The 20,482-nt window shown below is 68.9% G+C and carries 17 protein-coding genes and 1 pseudogene; 11 read left to right on the forward strand and 7 right to left on the reverse strand.

The window, feature by feature from the left end:
- Positions 1-153: 153 nt before the first annotated feature.
- Both HCA58_RS21685 and HCA58_RS21690 read right to left on the reverse strand, forming a co-directional pair.
- Entirely contained in the window at positions 154-1,542 is a 1,389-nt protein-coding gene (locus HCA58_RS21685) for an IS1380 family transposase (RefSeq protein WP_169599749.1), read from the reverse strand.
- 72 nt (positions 1,543-1,614) lie between these two features.
- A complete protein-coding gene (locus tag HCA58_RS21690; RefSeq protein WP_169599751.1) occupies positions 1,615-2,115 on the reverse strand; it encodes an NADAR family protein in 501 nt (166 codons plus the stop codon).
- On the opposite strand from HCA58_RS21690, the gene HCA58_RS21695 reads away from it, so the two are divergent.
- The 8 genes from HCA58_RS21695 to HCA58_RS21730 all read left to right on the forward strand — a co-directional run bounded on the left by HCA58_RS21695 (position 2,114) and on the right by HCA58_RS21730 (position 11,515).
- Entirely contained in the window at positions 2,114-2,848 is a 735-nt protein-coding gene (locus HCA58_RS21695; RefSeq protein ID WP_240956560.1) for a hypothetical protein, read from the forward strand. The genes HCA58_RS21690 and HCA58_RS21695 overlap by 2 nt on opposite strands.
- Positions 2,849-2,933: 85 nt before the next feature.
- On the forward strand, positions 2,934-3,287 hold the full coding sequence (locus HCA58_RS21700) for an ADP-ribosylation/crystallin J1 (RefSeq protein WP_169599753.1): 354 nt from the start codon (positions 2,934-2,936) through the stop codon (positions 3,285-3,287).
- 186 nt (positions 3,288-3,473) lie between these two features.
- Complete coding sequence (locus HCA58_RS23240) at positions 3,474-3,716, forward strand: hypothetical protein (protein WP_205809375.1); 243 nt, start codon at positions 3,474-3,476, stop codon at positions 3,714-3,716.
- Positions 3,717-3,758: 42 nt separating this feature from the next.
- Positions 3,759-4,118 carry a DUF2716 domain-containing protein gene (locus tag HCA58_RS23730; RefSeq protein ID WP_240956561.1) on the forward strand — a complete coding sequence of 120 codons (360 nt, stop codon included), beginning with the start codon at positions 3,759-3,761 and terminating at the stop codon, positions 4,116-4,118.
- A gap of 371 nt (positions 4,119-4,489) precedes the next feature.
- Positions 4,490-5,968, forward strand: a complete 1,479-nt coding sequence (locus HCA58_RS21715) for a trypsin-like serine protease (protein ID WP_240956564.1) — start codon at positions 4,490-4,492, stop codon at positions 5,966-5,968.
- 323 nt (positions 5,969-6,291) lie between these two features.
- Positions 6,292-10,389: a polymorphic toxin-type HINT domain-containing protein gene (locus HCA58_RS21720; RefSeq protein ID WP_346776077.1), complete on the forward strand. Its 4,098-nt coding sequence runs from the start codon at positions 6,292-6,294 to the stop codon at positions 10,387-10,389.
- 26 nt (positions 10,390-10,415) lie between these two features.
- A complete protein-coding gene (locus tag HCA58_RS21725; protein WP_169599757.1) occupies positions 10,416-10,886 on the forward strand; it encodes a hypothetical protein in 471 nt (156 codons plus the stop codon).
- Between the two features lie 116 nt (positions 10,887-11,002).
- Positions 11,003-11,515 carry a hypothetical protein gene (locus HCA58_RS21730; protein ID WP_169599759.1) on the forward strand — a complete coding sequence of 171 codons (513 nt, stop codon included), beginning with the start codon at positions 11,003-11,005 and terminating at the stop codon, positions 11,513-11,515.
- Between the two features lie 279 nt (positions 11,516-11,794).
- On the opposite strand, the gene HCA58_RS23245 is transcribed toward HCA58_RS21730, so the two are convergent.
- The 3 genes from HCA58_RS23245 to HCA58_RS21745 form a co-directional block, all read right to left on the reverse strand.
- Complete coding sequence (locus HCA58_RS23245; protein ID WP_205809377.1) at positions 11,795-14,194, reverse strand: hypothetical protein; 2,400 nt, start codon at positions 14,192-14,194, stop codon at positions 11,795-11,797.
- A 120-nt stretch (positions 14,195-14,314) separates the two neighbouring features.
- On the reverse strand, positions 14,315-15,274 hold the full coding sequence (locus HCA58_RS21740) for a glycosyltransferase family 2 protein (RefSeq protein ID WP_240956562.1): 960 nt from the start codon (positions 15,272-15,274) through the stop codon (positions 14,315-14,317).
- An 855-nt stretch (positions 15,275-16,129) separates the two neighbouring features.
- On the reverse strand, positions 16,130-16,426 hold the full coding sequence (locus HCA58_RS21745; RefSeq protein ID WP_240956563.1) for a hypothetical protein: 297 nt from the start codon (positions 16,424-16,426) through the stop codon (positions 16,130-16,132).
- Between the two features lie 83 nt (positions 16,427-16,509).
- On the opposite strand from HCA58_RS21745, the pseudogene HCA58_RS21750 reads away from it, so the two are divergent.
- Positions 16,510-16,839: pseudogene (locus tag HCA58_RS21750) on the forward strand (IS3 family transposase); the annotation flags it as partial.
- A gap of 131 nt (positions 16,840-16,970) precedes the next feature.
- On the opposite strand, the gene HCA58_RS21755 reads toward HCA58_RS21750, so the two are convergent.
- Entirely contained in the window at positions 16,971-17,534 is a 564-nt protein-coding gene (locus HCA58_RS21755) for a hypothetical protein (protein WP_169599765.1), read from the reverse strand.
- Between the two features lie 53 nt (positions 17,535-17,587).
- Positions 17,588-17,980: a metalloregulator ArsR/SmtB family transcription factor gene (locus HCA58_RS21760; protein ID WP_169599767.1), complete on the reverse strand. Its 393-nt coding sequence runs from the start codon at positions 17,978-17,980 to the stop codon at positions 17,588-17,590.
- A 128-nt stretch (positions 17,981-18,108) separates the two neighbouring features.
- Here HCA58_RS21760 and HCA58_RS21765 point away from each other — a divergent pair, with 128 nt between their 5' ends.
- Positions 18,109-18,882: an enoyl-CoA hydratase/isomerase family protein gene (locus HCA58_RS21765; RefSeq protein ID WP_169599769.1), complete on the forward strand. Its 774-nt coding sequence runs from the start codon at positions 18,109-18,111 to the stop codon at positions 18,880-18,882.
- Positions 18,879-20,441, forward strand: a complete 1,563-nt coding sequence (locus tag HCA58_RS21770; RefSeq protein WP_169599771.1) for a CoA-transferase — start codon at positions 18,879-18,881, stop codon at positions 20,439-20,441. The genes HCA58_RS21765 and HCA58_RS21770 overlap by 4 nt, the downstream gene beginning before the upstream one ends.
- Positions 20,442-20,482 lie beyond the last annotated feature (41 nt).

Genomic DNA, 20,482 nt, shown 5'->3' on the forward strand with positions numbered 1-20,482 from the left:
CGTCGTCGCCGCCATTCCGTCTGCGGCGGACGCTCACCGATCGACTACGAGCGATCGGCTATCCGTGTCCTGGAGGACCAGGCCGCATAACCGAACCCTCCACGATTCCAGGGGATTGACACGGGCCGCCTGGTTTCGGTTGGTGGGCCGTGGTCAGCCGGGTGCCGGCCGCTCGGCGGTGTAGAGGTTGTCGAACGCCGCTTGCCAGGGCCAGTGCTCGGGTAGGTACAGGCGGATGGTGCGGGCCCGGTGCGCGAGGCGGGCGGCGACGTTGATGATTCGGGTGCGGATGGTGGCGGGCCGGGCGGTCGCCCAGGCCCCGGCGGCCAGGTGTCCGGCGGTGCGGGTGAGGTTGTGCGCGATGCCGGCGCACGCGAGCCAGGCGTCGTTGGCGGCGAACCGTCCGGAGGGCAGGTGCGCCAGGGGTCCGGCGATCAGGTCGGCGTTGATCTGCTCGATGATCGCGTGGCCGCGGTGCTGGGCCTCGGCCTGCACCAGGGTGTAGGGGCTGTCGGTGAACACCGCGTGGTAGCGGTAGGCCGGCATGAGTTCTTCCTGGCCGGGGGCCTGGGCGGGGTCGTCGCGGCGGATGCGGCGCACGATCAGCCGGGCGGTGATCGCGTGGCGGGTGCCGGCGAACGCGGTGTAGGTGGTTTCGGCGATCTGGGCGTCGGAGATCCACCGCCCGGCGTCGTCGTCCCACACGGCCTGCGGGTACTTGATGTCGACCCACTGCTCGTCGCCGATGCCCTCGCACGCGGTGCGGATCTTCGCGTCGATGCGGCAGGTGAGCGAGAACCGCACGCCGCGGCGGCGGCACGCGGCAATGACGGTCTTGGCGTAGAACGCCGAGTCCGCGCGCACCACGATCTCGCCCGTCGCACCGCACGTGCGGGCAGTGGTGATCGCTTCAGTGATCATGCCCGCGGCGCCGCGAGCGGAGCCGGCGTTGCCGGCGCGCAACCTCGTGGCGGCGATCACCGGCGCCGACAACGGCGTGGACAACGTGGCAACCAGGGGGTTGTAGCCGCGCAGCCAGACGTTGTAGCCGCCGACCTTGGCGTGGCCGAACCCAATGCCCTGCTTCTGCTTGCCGTACACCCGACGCAACATCGAATCGATGTCCACAAAGCACAGCGTGTCGGCGCCGGCCAGCAGTGGTGTCCGCCGAGCCAGGCCGATCAGGGCGTCGCGGGCGGCGGCCTGCAACTGGCGCACGTGTCCGTGGGTGAAGGTGCGCAGGAACGAGCCGAGTGTCGACGGCGCGTACACGCTGGTGAACAGCGACCGCATGCCGCCGTGGCGGGCCACGTCGAGGTCGTCGATACTGTCCGCGCCCGCGAGCATCCCCGCCACGATCGTGGCGACCTTCCCGGCAGGGTTCGCGCCCTTGTCCGAGGGCAGCCGCACCCGGTCGGTGACCGCGTCGTGCAGACCGGCCTGCTCGGCCAGGCGCATCACCGGCACCAAGCCGGCACACGACACCAGATTCGGGTCGTCAAACGTCGCGCGCACCACCGGCGCGTCATGGCGTAATCTCACCTGCGAGGTGCCCTTTCGAGCCGAACGATAGAAGCGTCGCAACTCCTATCCTTCCAGCTCAAAGGGCACCTTCTATCTTCGGGCTCCCGCCGACCCGGCCTTCATCGGTGGATCGAGGCTCAGCCCGTGCCAGCGTGCGGGGTCGGTGGCGTGCGGGTGGTCGACGGCCAGACCGATGCCCCAGACTCGGTCCAGCGGGCTGGCCTCCACGAGCACCCGCTCACCGGTACCGAGCAGGTAGGTGCGCAGCGCAGGATGCTGGCCGAACTTCGCCACGCTGCCGGCTACCACGATGTCGTAGCGGTGCTCCTCCCACACTTGCTGGTCGAAGCCGGCGACCTGCCGGCCCAGCGTTTTCGCTGCATGCGGGTGCGCCGGGTTCAGATCCTTGGCGGCCGTGGCGAAGCGCTGCCCGTCGATGGTGAACGGTGCCGGCCACCACTGGCTCAGGCATCCGGGCCCGATGCTGCCGTCGCGCTGCGGCTGGTGACCCCAGAAGAACAGAAACTTCACCCGGGCACCTGCACGCATTACGCCAGTCAGGCCGTCGACGCTGTCTACTGACGTGACCATGCGTGCGAGTGTCCGGCAGCAGCGGGTTTCACCGCACCACCAATACCGCGCCGATCTCGGTCCGGAGCATAGTGGCACTGTCGAGATAAGCGTCATCGTCGATGGCTGCCCGGTCGTTGCCGAGGCGTTCATGGCTGGACCGGCTGAGCAGCCCGAGTACCTGCTCGGTCCCAATCACCGGCTGCACGCCGACGTGGAGCCGCACCAGGTGCGTCTGGCCGAGGCGGACTGCACCGAAGGGTGCTGCGGCGCCCTGTATGTCACGATCGAGCGTCGCGGCGACGAGGTGATCTGGCGGGATTGGCGTAACCCCGACCGGTCCGGCCTTGACCTGCCGACCCTTCGCTTCGACGCTGCCCAGTACGACGCCGAGATTGCCCGCGCTGAGAACGATCACTCCTGGGAGTGGCCTGACCGGACCGTCGCCCGGCTGCTGCGCGATCGGCTATGCGAACAACCGGACCTGCTCGGCCGGTGGGACTGCCATCCCGGATGGGTGGCGGCACGGCCAACCGACCGTGGCCGGGTGCATGTGTCGTACTTCTATCCCCAACGGCCCGCCGGTGTGGAAGATCTGTGGCTGCAGTTCGTCGCGGTGATCGAACTGCCGGCAGGCGACCCTGAGATCGTGGTCGACGAGATCGTCCGGCGGATCTCCGACACCGACCCGCGCCGCCGGCAGTGGCTGGCCGGCGGCAGCGCTGAGGCCGCCCAGGCGTTCGGCTTCGACTGACCGGTACGACAGTGAAAGGCGGAAACCGGCTGGTCCACGACGTGGGCCAGCCGGTACTGTTCGCCCGCCAGAAAGGAGCGCCGCGATGGCCGAGACGACGATTCTGTGGCGGCCGACCGGCCCCGAGGAGTTGGAACTCGTGCGCGCCTCCGGCTGGAAGGCGTGGCCGCCGCGCCTGCCTGATCAGCCGATCTTCTACCCGGTCCTCAACGAGCAGTACGCGATCATGATCGCCCGGGACTGGAACGTACCCGCCTCCGGCGTCGGCTACGTCACCCGGTTCGAGGTCGACCGCGAGTTCGCCTCCCGCTACCCGGTACGGCAGGCCGGCGGCCGCGACATCCTCGAGCTGTGGGTGCCGGCCGGGGAACTCGACGAGTTCAACCGGCACATCGTTGGGCTGATCGAGGTGGTCCACGAGTTCCGGCCAGGCAGATGAAGGGGACGTGGTGACCTGAACGAGGATGAGATCCTGCACCGCTACGGCCTGCATCCAGTCACGGAACACCTCGATCAGATCCGCGACCTGCTCACGGCCCAGATCGAGCTTGAGCGGCAGAGCCAGGGCTACGGCAACACCGAGGTGATGAAGCTCTGCTGCGTCCAGCTGTTCCACGCCGGCGTGATGAGTGACGTCCTGACGATCTGGCGGGCGAAGTCGTCAAGCTGGGACGCGTCATGCTCGATCGACGTCCAACTGCTGTGCGGTGGCGGGCTGGCCGAGACGAAGGCATACCTGCTCACGGAGGGTTCCGCAGACGCCGCGCAGGCGCTGGATCACATCCGCCGTAGTCAGGATGCAGGGGACTTCGCCGATTTCTCGCTGGAGAAACTGGCGGCCTCGCACGCCGCCTACTACCACGCTTGATTCGAGGTTGAGCAACGTATGGCGACGAAGGCGTACCGCGAGTTGAGCGGCGACGAGGCGGCGGTCTGGGACCGCTTCTACGCAACGTTCGACTTCCGACCCAGCATTGATCGCTTCCCGGCGATCACCGAACCGACTCCGTCGGTGACCTGGAGTCTGAGCGGCCTCGACGACGATCTCGGCTACACCCGGCTGGATCGTATGACCGAGGTCGTGCACGCCGGGCTCACAGGGGGCGTCCGCCGCCTGACCGAACACGGGATCGGCGTGCGTCCGCTGCTGTTCCTCGACGTGGACGGAACGCTCCTGCCGTTCGCCGGCGTCGCCTGGCAGATGAACGACGAAGCCAACCCGTTGCTGGCCGGGCTCAGCCTCGCACACGGCCGCCGCCTGGCGCGTTGACGTTCGTCCAGTTGGCCCCAACCCGGGTCCTCAGATCGGACTCCGACGCCCGCTATGTTTCCGCTGCGAGGGAGTTCCCGATCCTGCAGTCATGGCCGCCAGGCCCGGTGCGGTTCCGGCACGATCAGCTGGCCAGCAGCCCAGAAGTAGCCGCAGATTGGGTGCCTGATGTGGGCCGTCACGCTCAGTGCGGTTCAGTAGCCCCAGGGGTGGCGGAGGTTCATCTGGCATCCATCTGACGTCTATATCGCCTCTTCCCGGCATCGATAGCTTTCATGCTCCGCATGATCACTGAGTCGCGGGGCCGCTCTGTTGAGTAACGGGGGATGTTGGTGCGCAGACGCGTGAGTGCCTTGGTTGGCGCCGTGGTGATGGCTGTTGGTGCGGTGGGTTTGTCGGGTGGGCGGTCTGCATCCGCGGTTGCGGGGGCGGAGGCGGTGACGGATTCTCGTTATCCGTTCGTCGGGAAGGTGTTGTTCGGCGACGCGCGTAGCTGCTCCGTGGTGTTGGTCGATGCTCGGTGGATCGTCACGGCGAAGGCGTGCTTCAGCGACGGGGGAGTAGGCGTTGTCGCGGGGGTGCCGGCCGGACCGGCGACGGTGGTGCTCGGACGGGCGAATCTCACGCAAGCCACAGGCCATCGACTCGCCGTCGTGTCGGTGGTGCCGCACCCCGACCGTAACCTCGCGTTGGGAGAGTTGTCCGGGCCCGTCAAGGACATCACACCCGTCACGGTCGGTGCTGCGCCGGTAGCGGGTGAGGTGCTGCGGGTGGCAGGGTTCGGCCGTACCGCCACGGAGTGGGTGCCGGACCGCATGCACACGGCCACCGTCACGGTGGGCGCGGTGACGGGCACGTCGTTCACGGTCACCGGTACCTCGTCCGGCGTCTCGTTGTGCAAGGGAGACGCGGGCGGTCCGGCATTCCGCGAGGCGCAGGGCCGGGTCGAGTTGGTGGGGATCAACGATGCCTCGTGGCAGAAGGGCTGCCTTGGTGAGACCGAGTCCAGGGATGGTGCGGTCGAAGCACGAGCGGACGATCTCGGCGACTGGATCCGCAGCAGTGTCGGTCTTCAGCCGCATAGCCTTCGGGAACCGGTGGTGGGTGAATTCACCCGCGACGGCGTCAAGGACCTGATCGCTACGGATGCCGCCGGACGGCTCTGGCTGTATCCGGGTTCCGGGAGCGGGCGAGCGTGGGGCCCGCGGATTCAGGTTGGGTCTGGGTGGGGTGGTTATCGGGATCTGGTGGTGGGTCGGATCGATCGGGATGGCTTCGACGATCTGGTGGCGGTGGAGTCGGCTACTGGGAAGTTGTGGTTGTTCCCTGGTAGGGCTGCGGGTGGTGGGTTCGGTGCGCGGGTGGAGATCGGTTCCGGGTGGACCGGTGTGCGTGATCTTGCGGTCGGCAGGGTGAATCGGGATGGGTATGACGATCTGATCGCGGTGGAGAGTTCGACTCAGCGGCTGTTGTTGTGGTCTGGTAACGCGGCTGGTGGCCGGTTCGACGCGTCCGTGCAGATCGGTACGGGTTGGGGTTGCTGCCAGCAGTTGACTTTGGGGCGGTTCAACGGCGACGAGTATGACGATCTGCTGACCGTGCAGACGTCGACCGGCAGGTTGATGCTGTATGCGGGTAACGCCGCCGGCACCACGTTCGACGCAGGAGTCGACACCGGCGCCGGCACGACATGGGCCAACCACAGCGAATTGACCGCCATCCGCCCCGGCGGCGACGACGGACATAGTCTGCTCAGCAAGGATGCAACAGGAGCGCTGCTGCTTCACGCCGAGGGCTATCGAAGCCGTCCCGACTGGATCGACCCGGTCAGGTTCGGACCACGGGACTGATAGGCACTGGCGTTCTACGGACTCTGCCCGCCGCGCCGCCGCCAACCCGTTCTTGATCGAACAGGCTGATGGATCCGTTCCATGAATGAAGAGCCGTCTGATCGCCACCACGGTGGCGGTAGTGCTCGGCACACGTGATCGAGATCGGCGGCGCGGTGGCCGCTGGTATCGACGATGGCATCCCGTTGCAGAGCATCGGCAGGTCGATGCCGAGGATCTGGTCATCTATTCAGTCCGCTTGCATAGCAACTAGCTCATGGGGGTCCGTGGTGTCCGAACGGTCTGTACATGCTGCCCTTCTACGGCGTCGACGAGTCGATCGCGTGGGAGGAGGGCGGCTCGCCGCGCTCCTTGTGCTGGTCCTCGTCGGGACGCTTTTGCACCCCGGCCTACCAGCTACGGCCGAGGTACCCCCACCTCCGAGTCGGGAGTGGACAACCGCCTACCTCTTCTCCGGCGGCCCCTCTGTCCGTCGTGCCGCCGAAGCCGCGCTCTTGGGCAGCGAGGAGGATCTGCGGCTATTCCGTGACGAGTTAAGGGAGCAGGCGCAGCAGGTCGACGACCGGGCGGCGGCCCAGGTTTTGGCCGGCATGGACGGGCCGGCGATGCGCGCTGCAGCCCTTCAGGCATTGGCCGGCAACCCTCAGGAAGTCCGCGTGTTCGTTAGCGGTGGCTGGGAGGTTGCCTGGGCGTCGGACGAACGGGTTCGAGCGTACCGGCTCGTGGAGTCGGGTGGTCCGACGATGCGCCGAGCCGCGGAGCAGGCTCTCGCCGGCACGCCGGAGCAGTTGAGGGATTTCCTGGCTGAGGGCCGACACGCGGCGCAGGTGGCCGACGACCGGCTGGCCGTCACGAGGATGTTGACCGGTGGATCGAACAACAGTGGTCCGGTGTTGGATGCAGCAGCGCAAGAGGCTTTGGTGGGCTCGGCGGAGCAGCTGCGAGAGTTTCTCGATTCGGGCCAGTTCGTGGCGCGGGCCCGGGACCAGGAACTGGCGTCTATCCGCAGTCTGACGGAGCAGGCGAAGCAGGCGAGCGAGACTACGGCCCGAGAGTCCTTGGCGGCGACCGAGGCGTCGATTCGAGCGGCGAACGCTGCGGACGAGGCGAAGAAGGCAGCGGAGACTGCGGCGGCAGAGACGGCGGCGGCTGGCGGTGCGGCGAGGAACGCATCGGCCGCGGCGGCACGGGCGGCGGACGCGGCTGGGGATGCGGCGCACGCGGCACGAGACGCGGTGGCGGCGTCGAATGCGTCGATGCGTGCGGCGCGGGTGGCGGCTGATGCGGCGCGGAAGGCAACGACGGCGGCGTCATTGACGGCGCAGGCGGCCTCGCGGGCGCAGCGGGCGGCGGCGGACGCGCGTACAGATGCGGGTAAGGCGGCTGCGGCCCGGCTGGCCGCCCAGCAGGCGCGGGACGCAGCAGCAAAGGCCCGGGAACTGGATCAGGTTAAGGCGCAGCGGGATCGGGCGTTGGCGCAGGCGAAAGCAGCGGCGACGGCGGCGAAGAACGCCAGTGCGGACGCCAATGCAGCGGCTCGAGCGGCAGACGAGGCCGCCGGACACGCCGGGGTGTCAGAGAAGGAGGCGCAACGGGCACGGGATGCGGCTGCTCGGGCGGAGCGCGAGGCTGCGGCGGCGGCTCGGGCGGCAGATCGTGCGTACGCGTTGGCCGAGCGCGCGGCGCGGGAGTCGGACAAGGCCTTTGCGTACGCGGCCCAGGCGGCTCAGCATGCGGAGGCGGCGGCGACTGCGGCGGAAGCGGCTGCTGCGGCAGCGGGTGAGGCGGGCAAGGCGGCGGAGGAGTCGGCGAAGCATGCGGCGGCCGCGGCGACGGCGGCGAACATCGCGGTCGAGGCGGCGAACCAGGCGGTGGAGTTGGAGGCGCTAGCGCGGCAGGAGGATCAGGGCCGACGGGACGAGGCGAAGGCGCAGGGTGTGCAGGCTGCGCAGGACGCGCTCGCCGACGAGCAGGCGCAGCAGGCGGACGCGGGCGCGATAGCGACGTGGAATCGCAAGCTGCTGTGGGACACCGCAGAGGAGGACCGGGTTGATCCAGCGACCCGGCTGCTGCTCAACGAAGCCACCGCGCCTGGCGTACCGACCGAGGTGGTCCTCGACGGAGGCCGTCGGGCAGCCTTGGCGCTCATCACAACTGGTGGCGACTGGACACGGGCTGCGGCGGAGGAGGCTCTGTCCGGCGGTGAGGTCGAGCTACGGTCCTGGCTGACCAGCGGGCGACAGTTTTCGGTCGGGCAGGATGACCGGGCCCGCGTGTGGCACCTGATCGACACACTGCCCGATGGCAACGAGAAGTCCGCGGCGCGCACCGCGCTGGCCGGGGACGACGCGGCGGTGCAGCAGTTCCTTCGCACGCGCTCCCACGTCGGTAAGTACGCCAAGGATCGGCAGGCGATCTACAAGATTCTTGAGACGGCCGGTCCGGCGTTGAGAGCGGCGGCGGAGGCGGCCCTGGCCGGCACCCCGATGGACGCGCACAACTTTTTGCGGAGTGGCCAGTACCCGGCGCGGACGGCGGACGAGCGGCGTGAGATCTACGCGGTCATGGATGCGGGTGGGCCGGAGGTCGACGCCGCCGGAGACGTCGCCCTCGCGGGGCCGGCCAGCTACGTGTCGTACTTCCTTACCGCCGGCCGCTACGAGGCGGCGAAGCGGGACATGGAGCAGGCCGCGCACGTGGCGGCAGTACAGGCGCTCATCCAGGAGGCGCAGCAATACGCGCAGAGTGCACTTGCCGAGGCGGCCGAGGCGAAACGGGTAGCAGCCGTGGCCGCCGGCCAGGCCGCCGACGCCGCCCGGTACGCCCAGGACGCCATCAACAACGCGAACAATGCGCAGACCTACGCCAACCAGGCAGCGCAGTCCGCTCTCGCGGCCAAGGCATCAGCCGACCAGGCCGCCCAGTCCGCCGCCATCGCCCGCAACGCGGCGAACTCCGCCCAGGCCAGCGCCGACGCCGCAGCGCAGTCCGCCACCACCGCCTCAGCGGCCGCGCGTCGTGCCCGCGCCGACTCCGAGGCCGCCTACCAGGCCAGTTGGGATGCCCGCCAGGCTGCCCAGGCCGCCGGTCAGGACGCCCTCGCCGCCGACCTGGCGGCCAAGGAGGCCGCTCGGATCTACACCACCAGGCTTAAGGAGTACGAACAGCAGCGCCGCAGCGTGGAGCCCGGTAGCGGTAGCGACGGTGTCGGTACCGCCGCCGATGAGCACAAGACCTGGGGTTGTCTGGTCCCTAAGCCTTCGCTCGCCAAGGACTGCCTGAAGGTCTACGGCGACTTCGCGTTGGCCGTCAAGAACCCGGTCATGTGTGATGTGCCGGCCAACATGGACCGTGCCGACTGTCTGATGCTCGGCGACCTGAACACGTTCGTCGACGAAAACCCCGAGATGGTCCTGGACATGCTCCAGTTCGTGCTGATGGCGTGCGGTCTCGCGCCGGGGGCCGGCGAGGTGTGCGACGGAGTCGATGCGGCCGTCTCGTTCGCTCGCGGCGACTGGGTCGGTGGTCTGCTCGGGCTAGGCGCCATGGTGCCGGTCCTCGGCTACGGCGCTACCAGCGTCAAGGGTGGACGTGCCGCCGACAAACTCCGGGACATCAACAAGGTCATCGAGGCACTTTCCAAGTGCAACAGCTTCGCCCCCGGCACGCGGGTGCTTCTGGCGAACGGAAAGACCAAGCGCATTGAGGACGTCAAGAAGGACGACCTCGTGCTCGCCACCGATCCACGATCGGGCCGTACGGCAGCGAAACCGGTGAACGGGACCATCTACGGCATCGGCGAGAAGCGGCTTGTCGACCTGACCTTCGACCTCGACGGGGCCGGGGACGGGGACGGCATGCTCACCGCAACCACCAACCATCCCTTCTGGGCTCCGGACTCGAACGCCTGGGTCGACGCCGGCTCGTTGACTCCGGGGCAATGGGTTCATACCTCAAGTGGGATCCGGGTGAAGGTGGCGGCGATCGCCGCACGCACCGCCAGCGCGGAGGTCTACAACCTCAGCGTCGCTGACTTCCAGACGTTCTACGTTGTCGTCGGGGACACCTCCGTCCTGGTGCACAACTCCGGCATCTGCGGAAACCGCGTTGTCGCCCAGGGAGACTGGCAACACGTGCTTGACCGCCACCGGCATGGTGGCAAACTGGTCGACGACGAGGCCGGTCTCTTCGTCGGCAAGGAAAAATTGGTCCGGCAGCGCGTGGTGGACACAATCAACCGCGGCACTCCGAGGAACAACACCAACGACCCGATAACCAACGAGCCTCGCCCAGGAAAGATCTTCGAGTGGGACTTTGGTCAAAAGGTTGGAGAAAGCGGGAAGGCCAACGGCCGTACGGAGTTGACCAAGGTGTGTGTGGTGGTCAATGAAGACAAGCTTGTGACGGCCTACCCGTGCTAGACGCCGACCCATCGGAAAGGACGAACATGATTCGACTGACATTTTCCGTCCCCGAGACCGGGTCTCCCTGGCGGGACACGTGGCGGCTGCCGGATGGTTCCGACCCCGCCTCCGTAACAGAAACGGATCTCCGCTACAAGCACTTCGGAGCCCAGGTGGAGTTCGTCATCGACGACATGACGGTCATCTCCAAGGCGGGCCACGTGACGTTGGTGGATCTCGCGCTTTCCTTTCAGAGCGCCGAGCGGAGGCTCTCCTCCGGAGAGGACGCAGCGTTCGGATTCACCGAACGCCACGAGGTTATCCGGCTCCACGGACCAGGCTCCCTTCTATCAATCACGTCATCAGTGAAACCAGGAACCGCCCAAGTGTCAAGAAACGAGCTGACTCCTGAGCTTGCGGCGTTCCGGGAATCCGTCTATCAAGCTTTGATCAACGAAGTACCTGGTCTCCAGGGGAATCCCGTCGTCCAAAGACTTCGATCGGCAGCGTCATGAGCGCAACCAGCCGCCTCCCGGTGGTCCTCTCAACGGCATCCCTTTCAAGCTGAACTTGGGTCTCTGACTGTTTCGTCGGCGTCCCGGCCGGACGGCCGACCAGCACTTCGATCGACATGGAGAACAACGTGAAGGTGTGGGCAGGGCTCGGAGCAGCGGTAGTGCTGACCGCCGGCGTGATGTTCGTGACTACCGGTGGCTCGACCGCGGCGGACACCCAGCCGTCGCTGGAGGAGGATTTCACCCACCCCGGTGCCGCGCGCATCCTTGAGGAGCATGGTCTGGAGGTCTTCAAGGGCGACGGTCGCATCTGGTTCGACACATCGCGCACATTCGATACCGGGCCGCAGTGCGCAGTCGGCGACGTCCAGGTGGAGCAGCTGCTCGACGCGCCGCCGTACGGGATCTGGTACTGCTTCAAAACCAAGGGAACTGATGGCTACCTGACCCTCAAGGTGCCGGGGACGTTCGGCGTGCGTGGCGGCAACCAACCGCTCACGGCAAAGGCGGAGTTGCCCGACGGCGTGGAGACCTTCAACATCGGCGCGAACCAGTCCGTCCCGATCAGGCCCGGATCTGGCGACGACATGCCTCAGGCCATCCTCGTCGAGCTGCGTCTGGCTGGCTAACCGGCACGGACGGGCCGGGCGCCGACGCCGCCCGGCCCGGGCCTGACGACGAAAGGGCCCGGCCGACGGCGAGCCGTCCGTCCGGCCGTGAAGGCCAGGGAAGTCAGAGCCGGGACGAGGTAGCGCAGACCGGATAGTCGGCTTCGAGTAGTCACGCCAATCCCGGGCTCAAGTCTGCGCCCACAGCCTGGTTTGCATTATTCCGTCCATTAGGAGACGGTCCGACCAGGAGCTCCGCGAAGGCCTGATCCATATCGCCAGACCACAGGGACCTCAGAGTCACCGTAGTTCGTGAATGGTGACCGGGCCGGCGGTGTAGCGGACCGCGGCCAGTCTGGCCAGATCTGGTGAGACCGGCCCGGCGTTGGGGTCGGCGAGCAGCCAACGCACCCCGTAGGCGTCGCGCAGCCGGGCCAGGTCGGCGGGGTTGGGGGCGGTGAAGATCCGCTCGTTGAGGGCGAACAGCGTCGGGTCGGGTGCGGGCTGTTGCGGGTAGCGGAGACCGCCGCGGCCGTGGGCGGCGAGGGTGGCGTCGGCGTAGCCCCAGCTTTCGACGACCGTCCGGCGGCCGCCCAGTCCGGTCACCCAGTAGGCGCGCGCGTCGCAGTGTGGCGTGGTGCGTACCGGGCGGCAGTGCACGTTGGTGGCGACGACGTCGTCGGGGTCGGTGTGCTGGTTGAGCCAGAGTGCGGCGTGCATCTCGGCTTCGGTGACCACGAGCTGTGGGTTGATCGCGCCGAGGGGGTCTTCGCGGACCATCACCTGCCGGACGGAGATGTCTACTCCGGTGGCGAGGCTCGCGCCGGCCAGCGCGGCGACCACGCCGGCGAGCGCCGACCGGCTGAGTAGTGTCACCAGCGCTGGTCGGCCCAGTCGCCGGAGCAGGGCGGCGCGGCGCCCGGCGGCGGACGCACGGGGTGACCGGAGGAGCAGCGCCTGCACCGCCACGGCGAGCAGGGCGGCGATCCCGATCAGGGCGGCGTACCGGGCGGCGGACCAGCCGAGCGTGGTGAGCCAGCTGTGGGCGGTGGTGATGCGGATGGACTCGACGGCGCGCTGCGCCTGGTTCAGTATCGGGGGCGACGTGAGTGGCGGGGCGAGGAGTTGGGTGAGCACGCCGAGGACGCCGGCTGCGGCGAGCACCGGCCACCGCACCTGGGTTCGGGCCAGGAACCAGCCGGCGGCCAGGGCGCCGAATCCGATGACGGGTAGCCAGAAGTAGACCTGGCTGGCGGAGGGGTGGTAGGTCAGCCAGGCGAGGGTGAGTCCGGCGGCGACGGCGCCGGACAACAGCCAGGCGACCGGGTCGCGTCGGGTGGGTGTGGTGAGCAGCAGCCCGCCGGCCAGTCGGGGCGTCTGCCGCAGCAGCCATGAGCCGAACAGGGCCGCGGCCAGCAGCCACGCGGCGTTCCCCCCGGCTTCGGCCAGCCCTGGCGGCAGCAGGCCGCCGAACTGGGCGCCTTCGAGCGCGCCGTATGTCTGCTGGTAGGGCAGCAGGTGACGGATGAGGCCGAGTGCCTGGGCGTGTAGTGTGCCGGCACCGCCGCCGGCGAACAGCCGGTAGCCGACGACCATCGCCGCGACCAGTGTGGCCAGCAGGGCGAACACCCGCCAGGGCACCCGGCGGTGGCGTATCCAGGCGGCCAGCGCGGCGAGGCCGAGGCCGGCGATCAGTGGCGGCAGTGCGCTGGATTTTGCGCCCGCGCAGGCCAGGCCGAGCGCCGGAACCAGCACCCAGGCCGCGCCGAGGGCACGTCCTTGCAAGACGTGTACGCAGAGCGCGGCGAGCAGCATCAGCAACGGCAGCGCGTAGGTCTGGGAGAGGCTGGCGTACGACAGTGCACTGGTCCACGGGATGTCCAGCGGCGAGCCGAGCGTGGGTGACGCACCGAGGTATCCGACGGCGGCGGCCAGCGGCCCGACCCACCAGCGTCCGGCCAGTTCGCGGGCCAGGCCGGCGGTGACCAGCGCCGCCACCCAGGCGACGGGCACCACCCATAGCCGTAGCAGCACCGTCGCCGGTGGCACGCCGGTGATCATGCTGGCGCTGGCGACGTGCGCGTCAGACAGGTAGTGGTAGCGCAGCGGCTCCCCGGCCAGGTGCGGCAACGTGAAGGGCATGTCCCGGGTGAGTTCGTGCACCAGCCCCAGGTGGTAGAGCAGATCCGGGTAATAGGCGTAGTTCGCCGGCGGCAGCGGCAGCATCCGCCAGTTGGCAAACCCCCACAAGGCGATCAGCAGCAGCACCGCGCAGATCGCCCAGTGCCAGGCCACCGGCAACCGGCGGCCAGCCCCGGTGCGCCAGTGCCGACGCAGCCGGGGCACCGCGAGGAAAGCCACCAGCACCGGCAGCGGCCACCAGCGCAGCAAATGTTGGCCGCCGGTCGCGGCAGCGAGCGCCCAAGCGGCGAGTTCGAGCAGCAGACCGGTGGCCGCGCCGTAGCCGAGATCCTCGGGGAGATTGCCACGGCTACCGCGCAGCGCCCGATGCACCAGTGTCCCGGGCAGCACCACCGCCAACGCCCAGTACGCCACGAACGCGCCGACATCGACCGCCGGTATCCCGCCACGCCACCACACGACCGGCAGCACGGCGAGCACGACCAGCCACGGCAGCACTACCGCGAATCGGCGCAGGACCCACAGGCGAGCCGGCTCAGGGGGATGGGCCGCGATCATCGGTACCACCCCGACGCGTGCTGTCGTCGAGTCCGCCCCCACCGGCCGCCAGCCGGGCAGCCGGGCGGTGTCGGTTTCAACGTACGAGTCCGTGCCGAGGGGCAGACCGGTAGCTGTGCCTCAGCCACGGGCGGCAGCGACCGGGCGGCCGTTGACCGCCTGAGGCTCCGACGCGGCGGACGGTTCGTCGGCGGTGTCCGAGCCGATGTGGAACGTCGGCCGGTTCTGCACGGTGGCGTAGATCCGCCCGACGTACTCGCCGAGCAGGCCCAGACAGACCAGCTGCACCCCGCCGAACAGCAGCACCGCGACGAACAGCGACGTCCAGCCGGGGATCGTCGCCCCACGCAGGTGCCCGACGACACCGAACACGATCAGCGCCAGACAGGCCACGAAGCTACCCGCACCCAGCCAGGTGGCCAGCCGCAACGGCGCGGCGGAGAAGTTCGCGACGCTGTCCCACGCCAATGCGACCATCTTCGGCAGCGGATACTTCGTCTCTCCGGCATACCGGGCCTCGCGTACGTAGCGGACCTCGGCGCTGGAGAAGCCGAGCGCCGGCACCAGCAGCCGGTAGACCGGCGCACGTTCGGGTAGCTGACGCAGCGTCTGGACCACCTCGCGGCTGACCATCCGGAAATCACCTGCCTGCGCCGGCACCTCGGCACCGACGATCCGCCGCATCAACCGGTAATACGCCCGTGCGGTGTGCCGCTTGAAGAACGTGTCGGTACTGCGGTCGCCGCGTACCCCGTACACCACGTCGGCGCCGGCCCGCGCGTGCCGCAACATCTCGACGATCGTCTCCGGCGGGTCCTGCAGGTCGGCGTCGAGGCTGACCACCCACCGCCCACGAGCCCGATGCAGGCCGGCGGTCAGCGCCGCCTGGTGACCGCTGTTGCGGCGCAGTCGCACGATCCGCAACTGCGGCCAGTCCCGGGCCTGCCCGGTGAGCAGCGCGACGGTGGCGTCCCGGCTGCCGTCGTCTACAGCCACCACCTCGTAGTCGGCGTGCAGGCCGTCGAGCACCGGCCGGAGCCGGGCGACGAGGCCGGCGATCACGGCCTCTTCGTTGTACATCGGGACGACCACGGACAGCGTGATCTCCCCGACTGACTCTGATGCCATTGTTTGCCGGCCCCGTTCCCGGACGTAGAAGCCACTGGTTCCAACGTGTGCAGGCGCTCACCTTTGCCTGACCGGACAACGCACACCTGGCGCCGCCGTGAACGGCCGGTGAATGGCGGTCAGCGCTCCAGGATCACCAGCCGCAGGTGAAGATCAACATTGATGGACGACGCAGGACAAGGTCCCGCGCGGCGCCGTCATCGCCGTGTATCGACGAAATGGTGGATCCGCGTCGCCCTGCGCGGACCGCGCGGATCCGCCTGTAGCCGCCTGGTCCGACGGTGACGAGGAATCACCACACGGCGTGCACTGGCAGGCGCACCGCTGGCGTGATGGACGGCAGGACGCCCGATCGTGTGGCTCGACCACGAGACCGACGCCGACCCGGCGACGGGTCGCCACACCACCCACAACCGGCGTTGCTGCACCACGCCGATTCGCGCCATGGGACTGACCGACATCGACCTCGCTGCAGTGGGTCAATCGCTTGACCACGGAGACGAAGCCGCTTGACCTTCCCGCGCACAACTGTCCTGTTCGTGCCTGACAGTGCGGGGGATCTGGCGTCCTGTCCAGGTCAGGCCGGCAGTGACGGTGTGATCGGGGTACCCGATGCTGCAGCTGGTTGCCGGCCCTCGGGAGCACGACCGCAGCGAACAGCAACCGGTCGACCCTCAGCGGAAAGGCACTGGCGCGTAGAACTACAACGAGTTCCCGATCTTCCTCGGCCCGCCGGGTAATGCCGTTCTGCTAGGTTACTGTCCATGCGTCACGCCGATTTCCGGCGCGAATGCCGCGCGATGGGGTTCAGATCCCCCCTCGGACACGTACAGTTACCCCACAGTAATCAGCGTCGGGCTTAGCCTCGACGCTGATTTTGTTTTCACCGGGGTTGTAGGTGAGGGCGAGCCGTAGCTCGCGGTAGATGGTGCTCTTGTCCTCGCTGTGGGCGTTGCGCAGGGTGGTGCGGACGTCGTCGAGGCTGCCGACGAGGTGTCGGATGTCGTCCTCGGTGAGGCGACCGGGAGCCTGTTTCTGTGCTGTCGCCTGGTGGCGTTGGGCGAGGGCCCTGTCTGTCAGGGTGAGTTGAGGCCAGCGGTTCATAGCAAGTCCGCCGGACAGGGCGAGTTCAGGATCGAGAAGCGTTGACTACTGCTGTTGACATGGTCGTGGCCCAGGATGGGGTCATGAGTCGCAAGAAGGGCCCGCGTTCGGGCGGGCCGCGGGCCCGCCGGAACTTCACCCCGGGGCAGAAACTGGAACTCCTCGCCGGCTACGAGCAGGCCGTCGCGGCCGGTGAGGGCGGGGCGTTCCTGCGGCGGGAGGGCTTGTACTCGTCGTTGATGACCGAGTGGCGCCGGGCCCGTGATGCCGGGCTGTTGCAGGGCAAACCGGCCGGCCAGACGGTCGGTCGGCCGTCGGCGGAGCAGGCGGAGATCGCCCGGCTGCGCCGTGAGCTGCAGCTGGCGCAGGCGAAGCTGGCGCGCACGGAGACGGCGTTGACGATCATGGGAAAACCGCCTTCGATCTTGTAGTCCTCACAAACACATAATCGTCAGGCGACTGCGTCCACGTTGCACACCCTCACCACCGCATCCCGCCGGGTCAGACCGCCAATGGCGGCTGCCGTACGAGCCGCGAAGGGCCGTCAGCCGATTTCCTTGAGGAAACGCAGCAGGATTGCTTTCCACTTCTCCTTGGCCTCAAGGTTCAGCTCGTGCGTTTGGAGACCCTGCTGGCCCGCGACGATCGTGGCGGTGCCGTTGGGCTTGGGCTCGCTGGTGATGATGATGAACGACCCGTCGGCCGCGGTCACCCGCCAGGTGATCCGCCGGTCTGTGCCGCTCACCTTCAGATTGTCGGCGACGATCAGCTCCTGCACGGCCTTGTCCTTCTCGGCGAAGGCGACCCAGGCGTCCATCAGCTCCTTCATGGCCAGCTTGGTGGACTTGCTGACGCTGGTCTGGAAGGTGCCGTCCGGGCGCTGGCCCGGGATGCGCTTGCCCGAGTACTGCTCGTAGGCGACCGTCACCGCCTGGGTCCACCAGCCTAGCGGCTCGATGCCGGTGCCGCAGAGCTCCTCGTGCACCTTGAGCGCGATGCCGTGGTGGTCGAGGTTTTTGGCGTCGATGCGGTCCATGAACTTCAGCCACTCGTCCCAGGAGCGGTTGGTGGCGCGTTCGACCGGCTTGATTCGGGAGTTGGCAGGCATATTCGCGATGACCTTCCTTGTCCGTGCTCTCGACCGCGTCGGTGCGGTCGGCCTTAGCTGCTCTGGGGGTCGGTGGCCCGGGTGCTCGTCGGTCGTTCGCCGGCGGTGTAGGAATCGATGCGTCGCTGCCGTTCCCCGCGCTTGAGCTCTGTGGCCAGGGAGTCGAAGTGCTGGTTCCAGAACGAGCGGAACTGATTCAGCCACATGTCGACCTCCCGTAGTGGATCGCTGTCGACGGTGTACAACCGCCGTGCGCCGGCCGGGCGGACGGTGACGAAGCCGCATTCGCGCAGCACCCGCAGGTGCTGTGAGACTGCGGCGGGGCTGACGCGGAACTCCTCCCGGATGGTCGCGGCGATGGCACCGGACGGCTGCTCACCGTCGTCGGCGAGCAGCTCCAGGATCCGGCGCCGGATCGGATCGCCGAGAACATCGAAGGCGTGCACCTCAATATTGTGGCACCTCTTACTTATATAAGCCAACCGTAACGGGAACCGATTGGGCAATGCCGAAGATGCCGTCCACCGACGCGCGCGAGCAGGATCGGGGGAGCGACCGCGCGGGAGGCGTGTTGATGGGTGACGAGGGCCGGTCCGGCAGTCTGCTGATTGAGCGCCACGGGCCGGTGGCGGTGGTGCGGCTGCACCGGCCCGCCCGCCGCAACGCCCTGGACGGCGACACTGCCGCCAGGCTCGGTGCGACCCTGGCCAGGCTGGACCGCGATCCGGGGGTACGCGCGGCGGTGCTCACCGGCACGCCGCCGGGCTTTTGCGCCGGATCGGACCTTACCGAGCTGGCCACCCTGAGCCTCGCCGGCATGGTCGATCACGAGGCCGCGACCGGGGCCGTGTGCCGGACGATCCCGCGACTCGGCCTACCGGTGCTGGCCGCCGTCGAGGGCTTCGCGATGGGCGGCGGGTTCCTGCTTGCGGTCGCCTGTGACGTGGTGTTCAGCGCGGCCGACACGGTCTGGCGGCTGCCCGAGGTGCCGTTCGGGTGGGTGCCGCCGTGGGGCCTGCGGGCGCTGATCGACCGGGTCGGCCCGGCCGCCGCGCGCCGCCTGGTCTGGAACGCGGAACCGGTCAGCCCCGCGCGCCTGCACCGGCTCGGCGCCGTCGACGAGGTGACCGATCCCGGCCGGGCCGAGGCCGCCGCGCTGCGGCTGGCGGAACGCCTGGCCGATCTGCCCGCGCACGCGGTGGCCTCGGTGAAACAGGTGCTGGCGGCCGAACTGGTCGGTCCGGCCGAGACCCTGGACGCGCGCGCGACCGCCCGGTTCGGTGCCGACTGCCGGACCGGCGCGGCCCGGGCCGCCATCGCTCGGTTCGACCGGCGGGTGGCGTCGTGAGCAAGATCTGCGACCTGGCAGAGGCGGTCGCGCTGATCGGCGACCGGCAGGCGGTCGCGGTGAGTGGGGTGATCGGCTGGGTGGTACCGGACGTGGTCCTGCGCGCGCTGGGGGAGCGGCACCGACGTACCGGCGGCCCACATGACCTGACGTTCTACTTCCCGTGCGCCACCGGGGACGCGACCGGCATCCCGGGGGCGGACCACGTCGCCCGGCCCGGCCTGATGCGCCGGGTGATCGCCGGCTCGTACGTGAACCCGCGGCACCCGACGACCGGGCAGCGGCCGGCGCTCATGCGCCTGATCCTGGCCGATGCCGTGCAGGCGTACAACTGGCCGATAGGGGCGGCGATGCACTGGCTGCGCGAGGTCGCCCGGCGCAGCCCCGGCTATCTCACCGAGGTCGGTCTGGGCACCTTCAACGACCCCCGGCACGGCGGCGGCCGGTTGAACGCGGCGACCGTGCACGACCTCGTGGAGGTGGTCGACTTCCGCGGCTCGGAGTACCTGTTCTATCCGACGTGGCCGCTGGACGTCGGCGTGATCCGGGCCGCGGCCGCCGACGAGCACGGCAACCTGTCCTTCGACGACCTGCCGCTGACCACCGCGGCCCTGGCCGTGGCGCTGGCCGTGAAGGCCTGCGGCGGCACGGTGATCGCCCAGGTCGCCCGGACGGTTCCCCGCCGGTCCCGTCCGGCGCATCAGGTGCGGATCCCGGGGGTGCTGGTTGACCGGGTCGTGGTGGCGCCGGACGAGCCGGTCGGCAGCAGCGTCCGGGCCGATCCCGGGTACCTGCGGGCGGTGCCGGGCGCGTACGACGGCCTGCCGCGCCTGCCTGCCGGCCCGGAGAAGGTGATCGCCCGGCGGGTAGCCCGGGAGGTCCGGCCCGGCGAGACGGCGATCTTCGGCTTCGGCGCTTCCGCCGACGTCGCGCTGGCCATGGCCGAGGACGGCCTGCTGGCCGGCGACCGGCTGGACGACTTCGTGTTCACCACCGAGCACGGCCCGTTCGGCGGCGTGGTCATGCCGGGCTGGCAGTTTTCCGCCAACTACGGCCCGGAGGCACTGCTCGACGGTCCCAGCCAGTTCGACTTCATCGACGGCGGCGGGTGCACGTTCGCCGCGTTGTCGTTCGCACAGTTCGACGCGGCCGGCAGCGTGAACGTAAGCCGCTTCGCCGACGCCAACCCGGGTACCGGTGGCTTCGCCGACATCGCCCATCACGCCCGCCGTCTCGTCTTCGCCGGCACCCTCACCACTCAGGGCCTGAAGGTCTCGGCCGACCGGGGCGAATTGCGGATCATCTCCGACGGCGCGGTGCAAAAGTTCGTCCCGGCTGCCGACCACGTCACCTACCGGGTGGCCGACGGGATTCGGCGGGGCCAGCGCGCGACCGTGGTGACCGAGCGGGCAGTCTTCGACGTCACCGCCGGCGGGCTGGTGCTGACCGAGGTCGCGCCCGGTGTGGACGTCCGCGGCGAGGTGCTCGGCCGGATCGGCTTCCCGGTGCGGGTGGCCCCCAATGTGTCCATGATGGACGCCACGTTGTTCCGCCCGTGACCGGGTCAACCCGCAATATTGGAGATGCCCGATCCGACGAC

It is taken from the genome of Micromonospora sp. HNM0581, from assembly GCF_012726175.1.
GTDB lineage: Bacteria > Actinomycetota > Actinomycetes > Mycobacteriales > Micromonosporaceae > Micromonospora.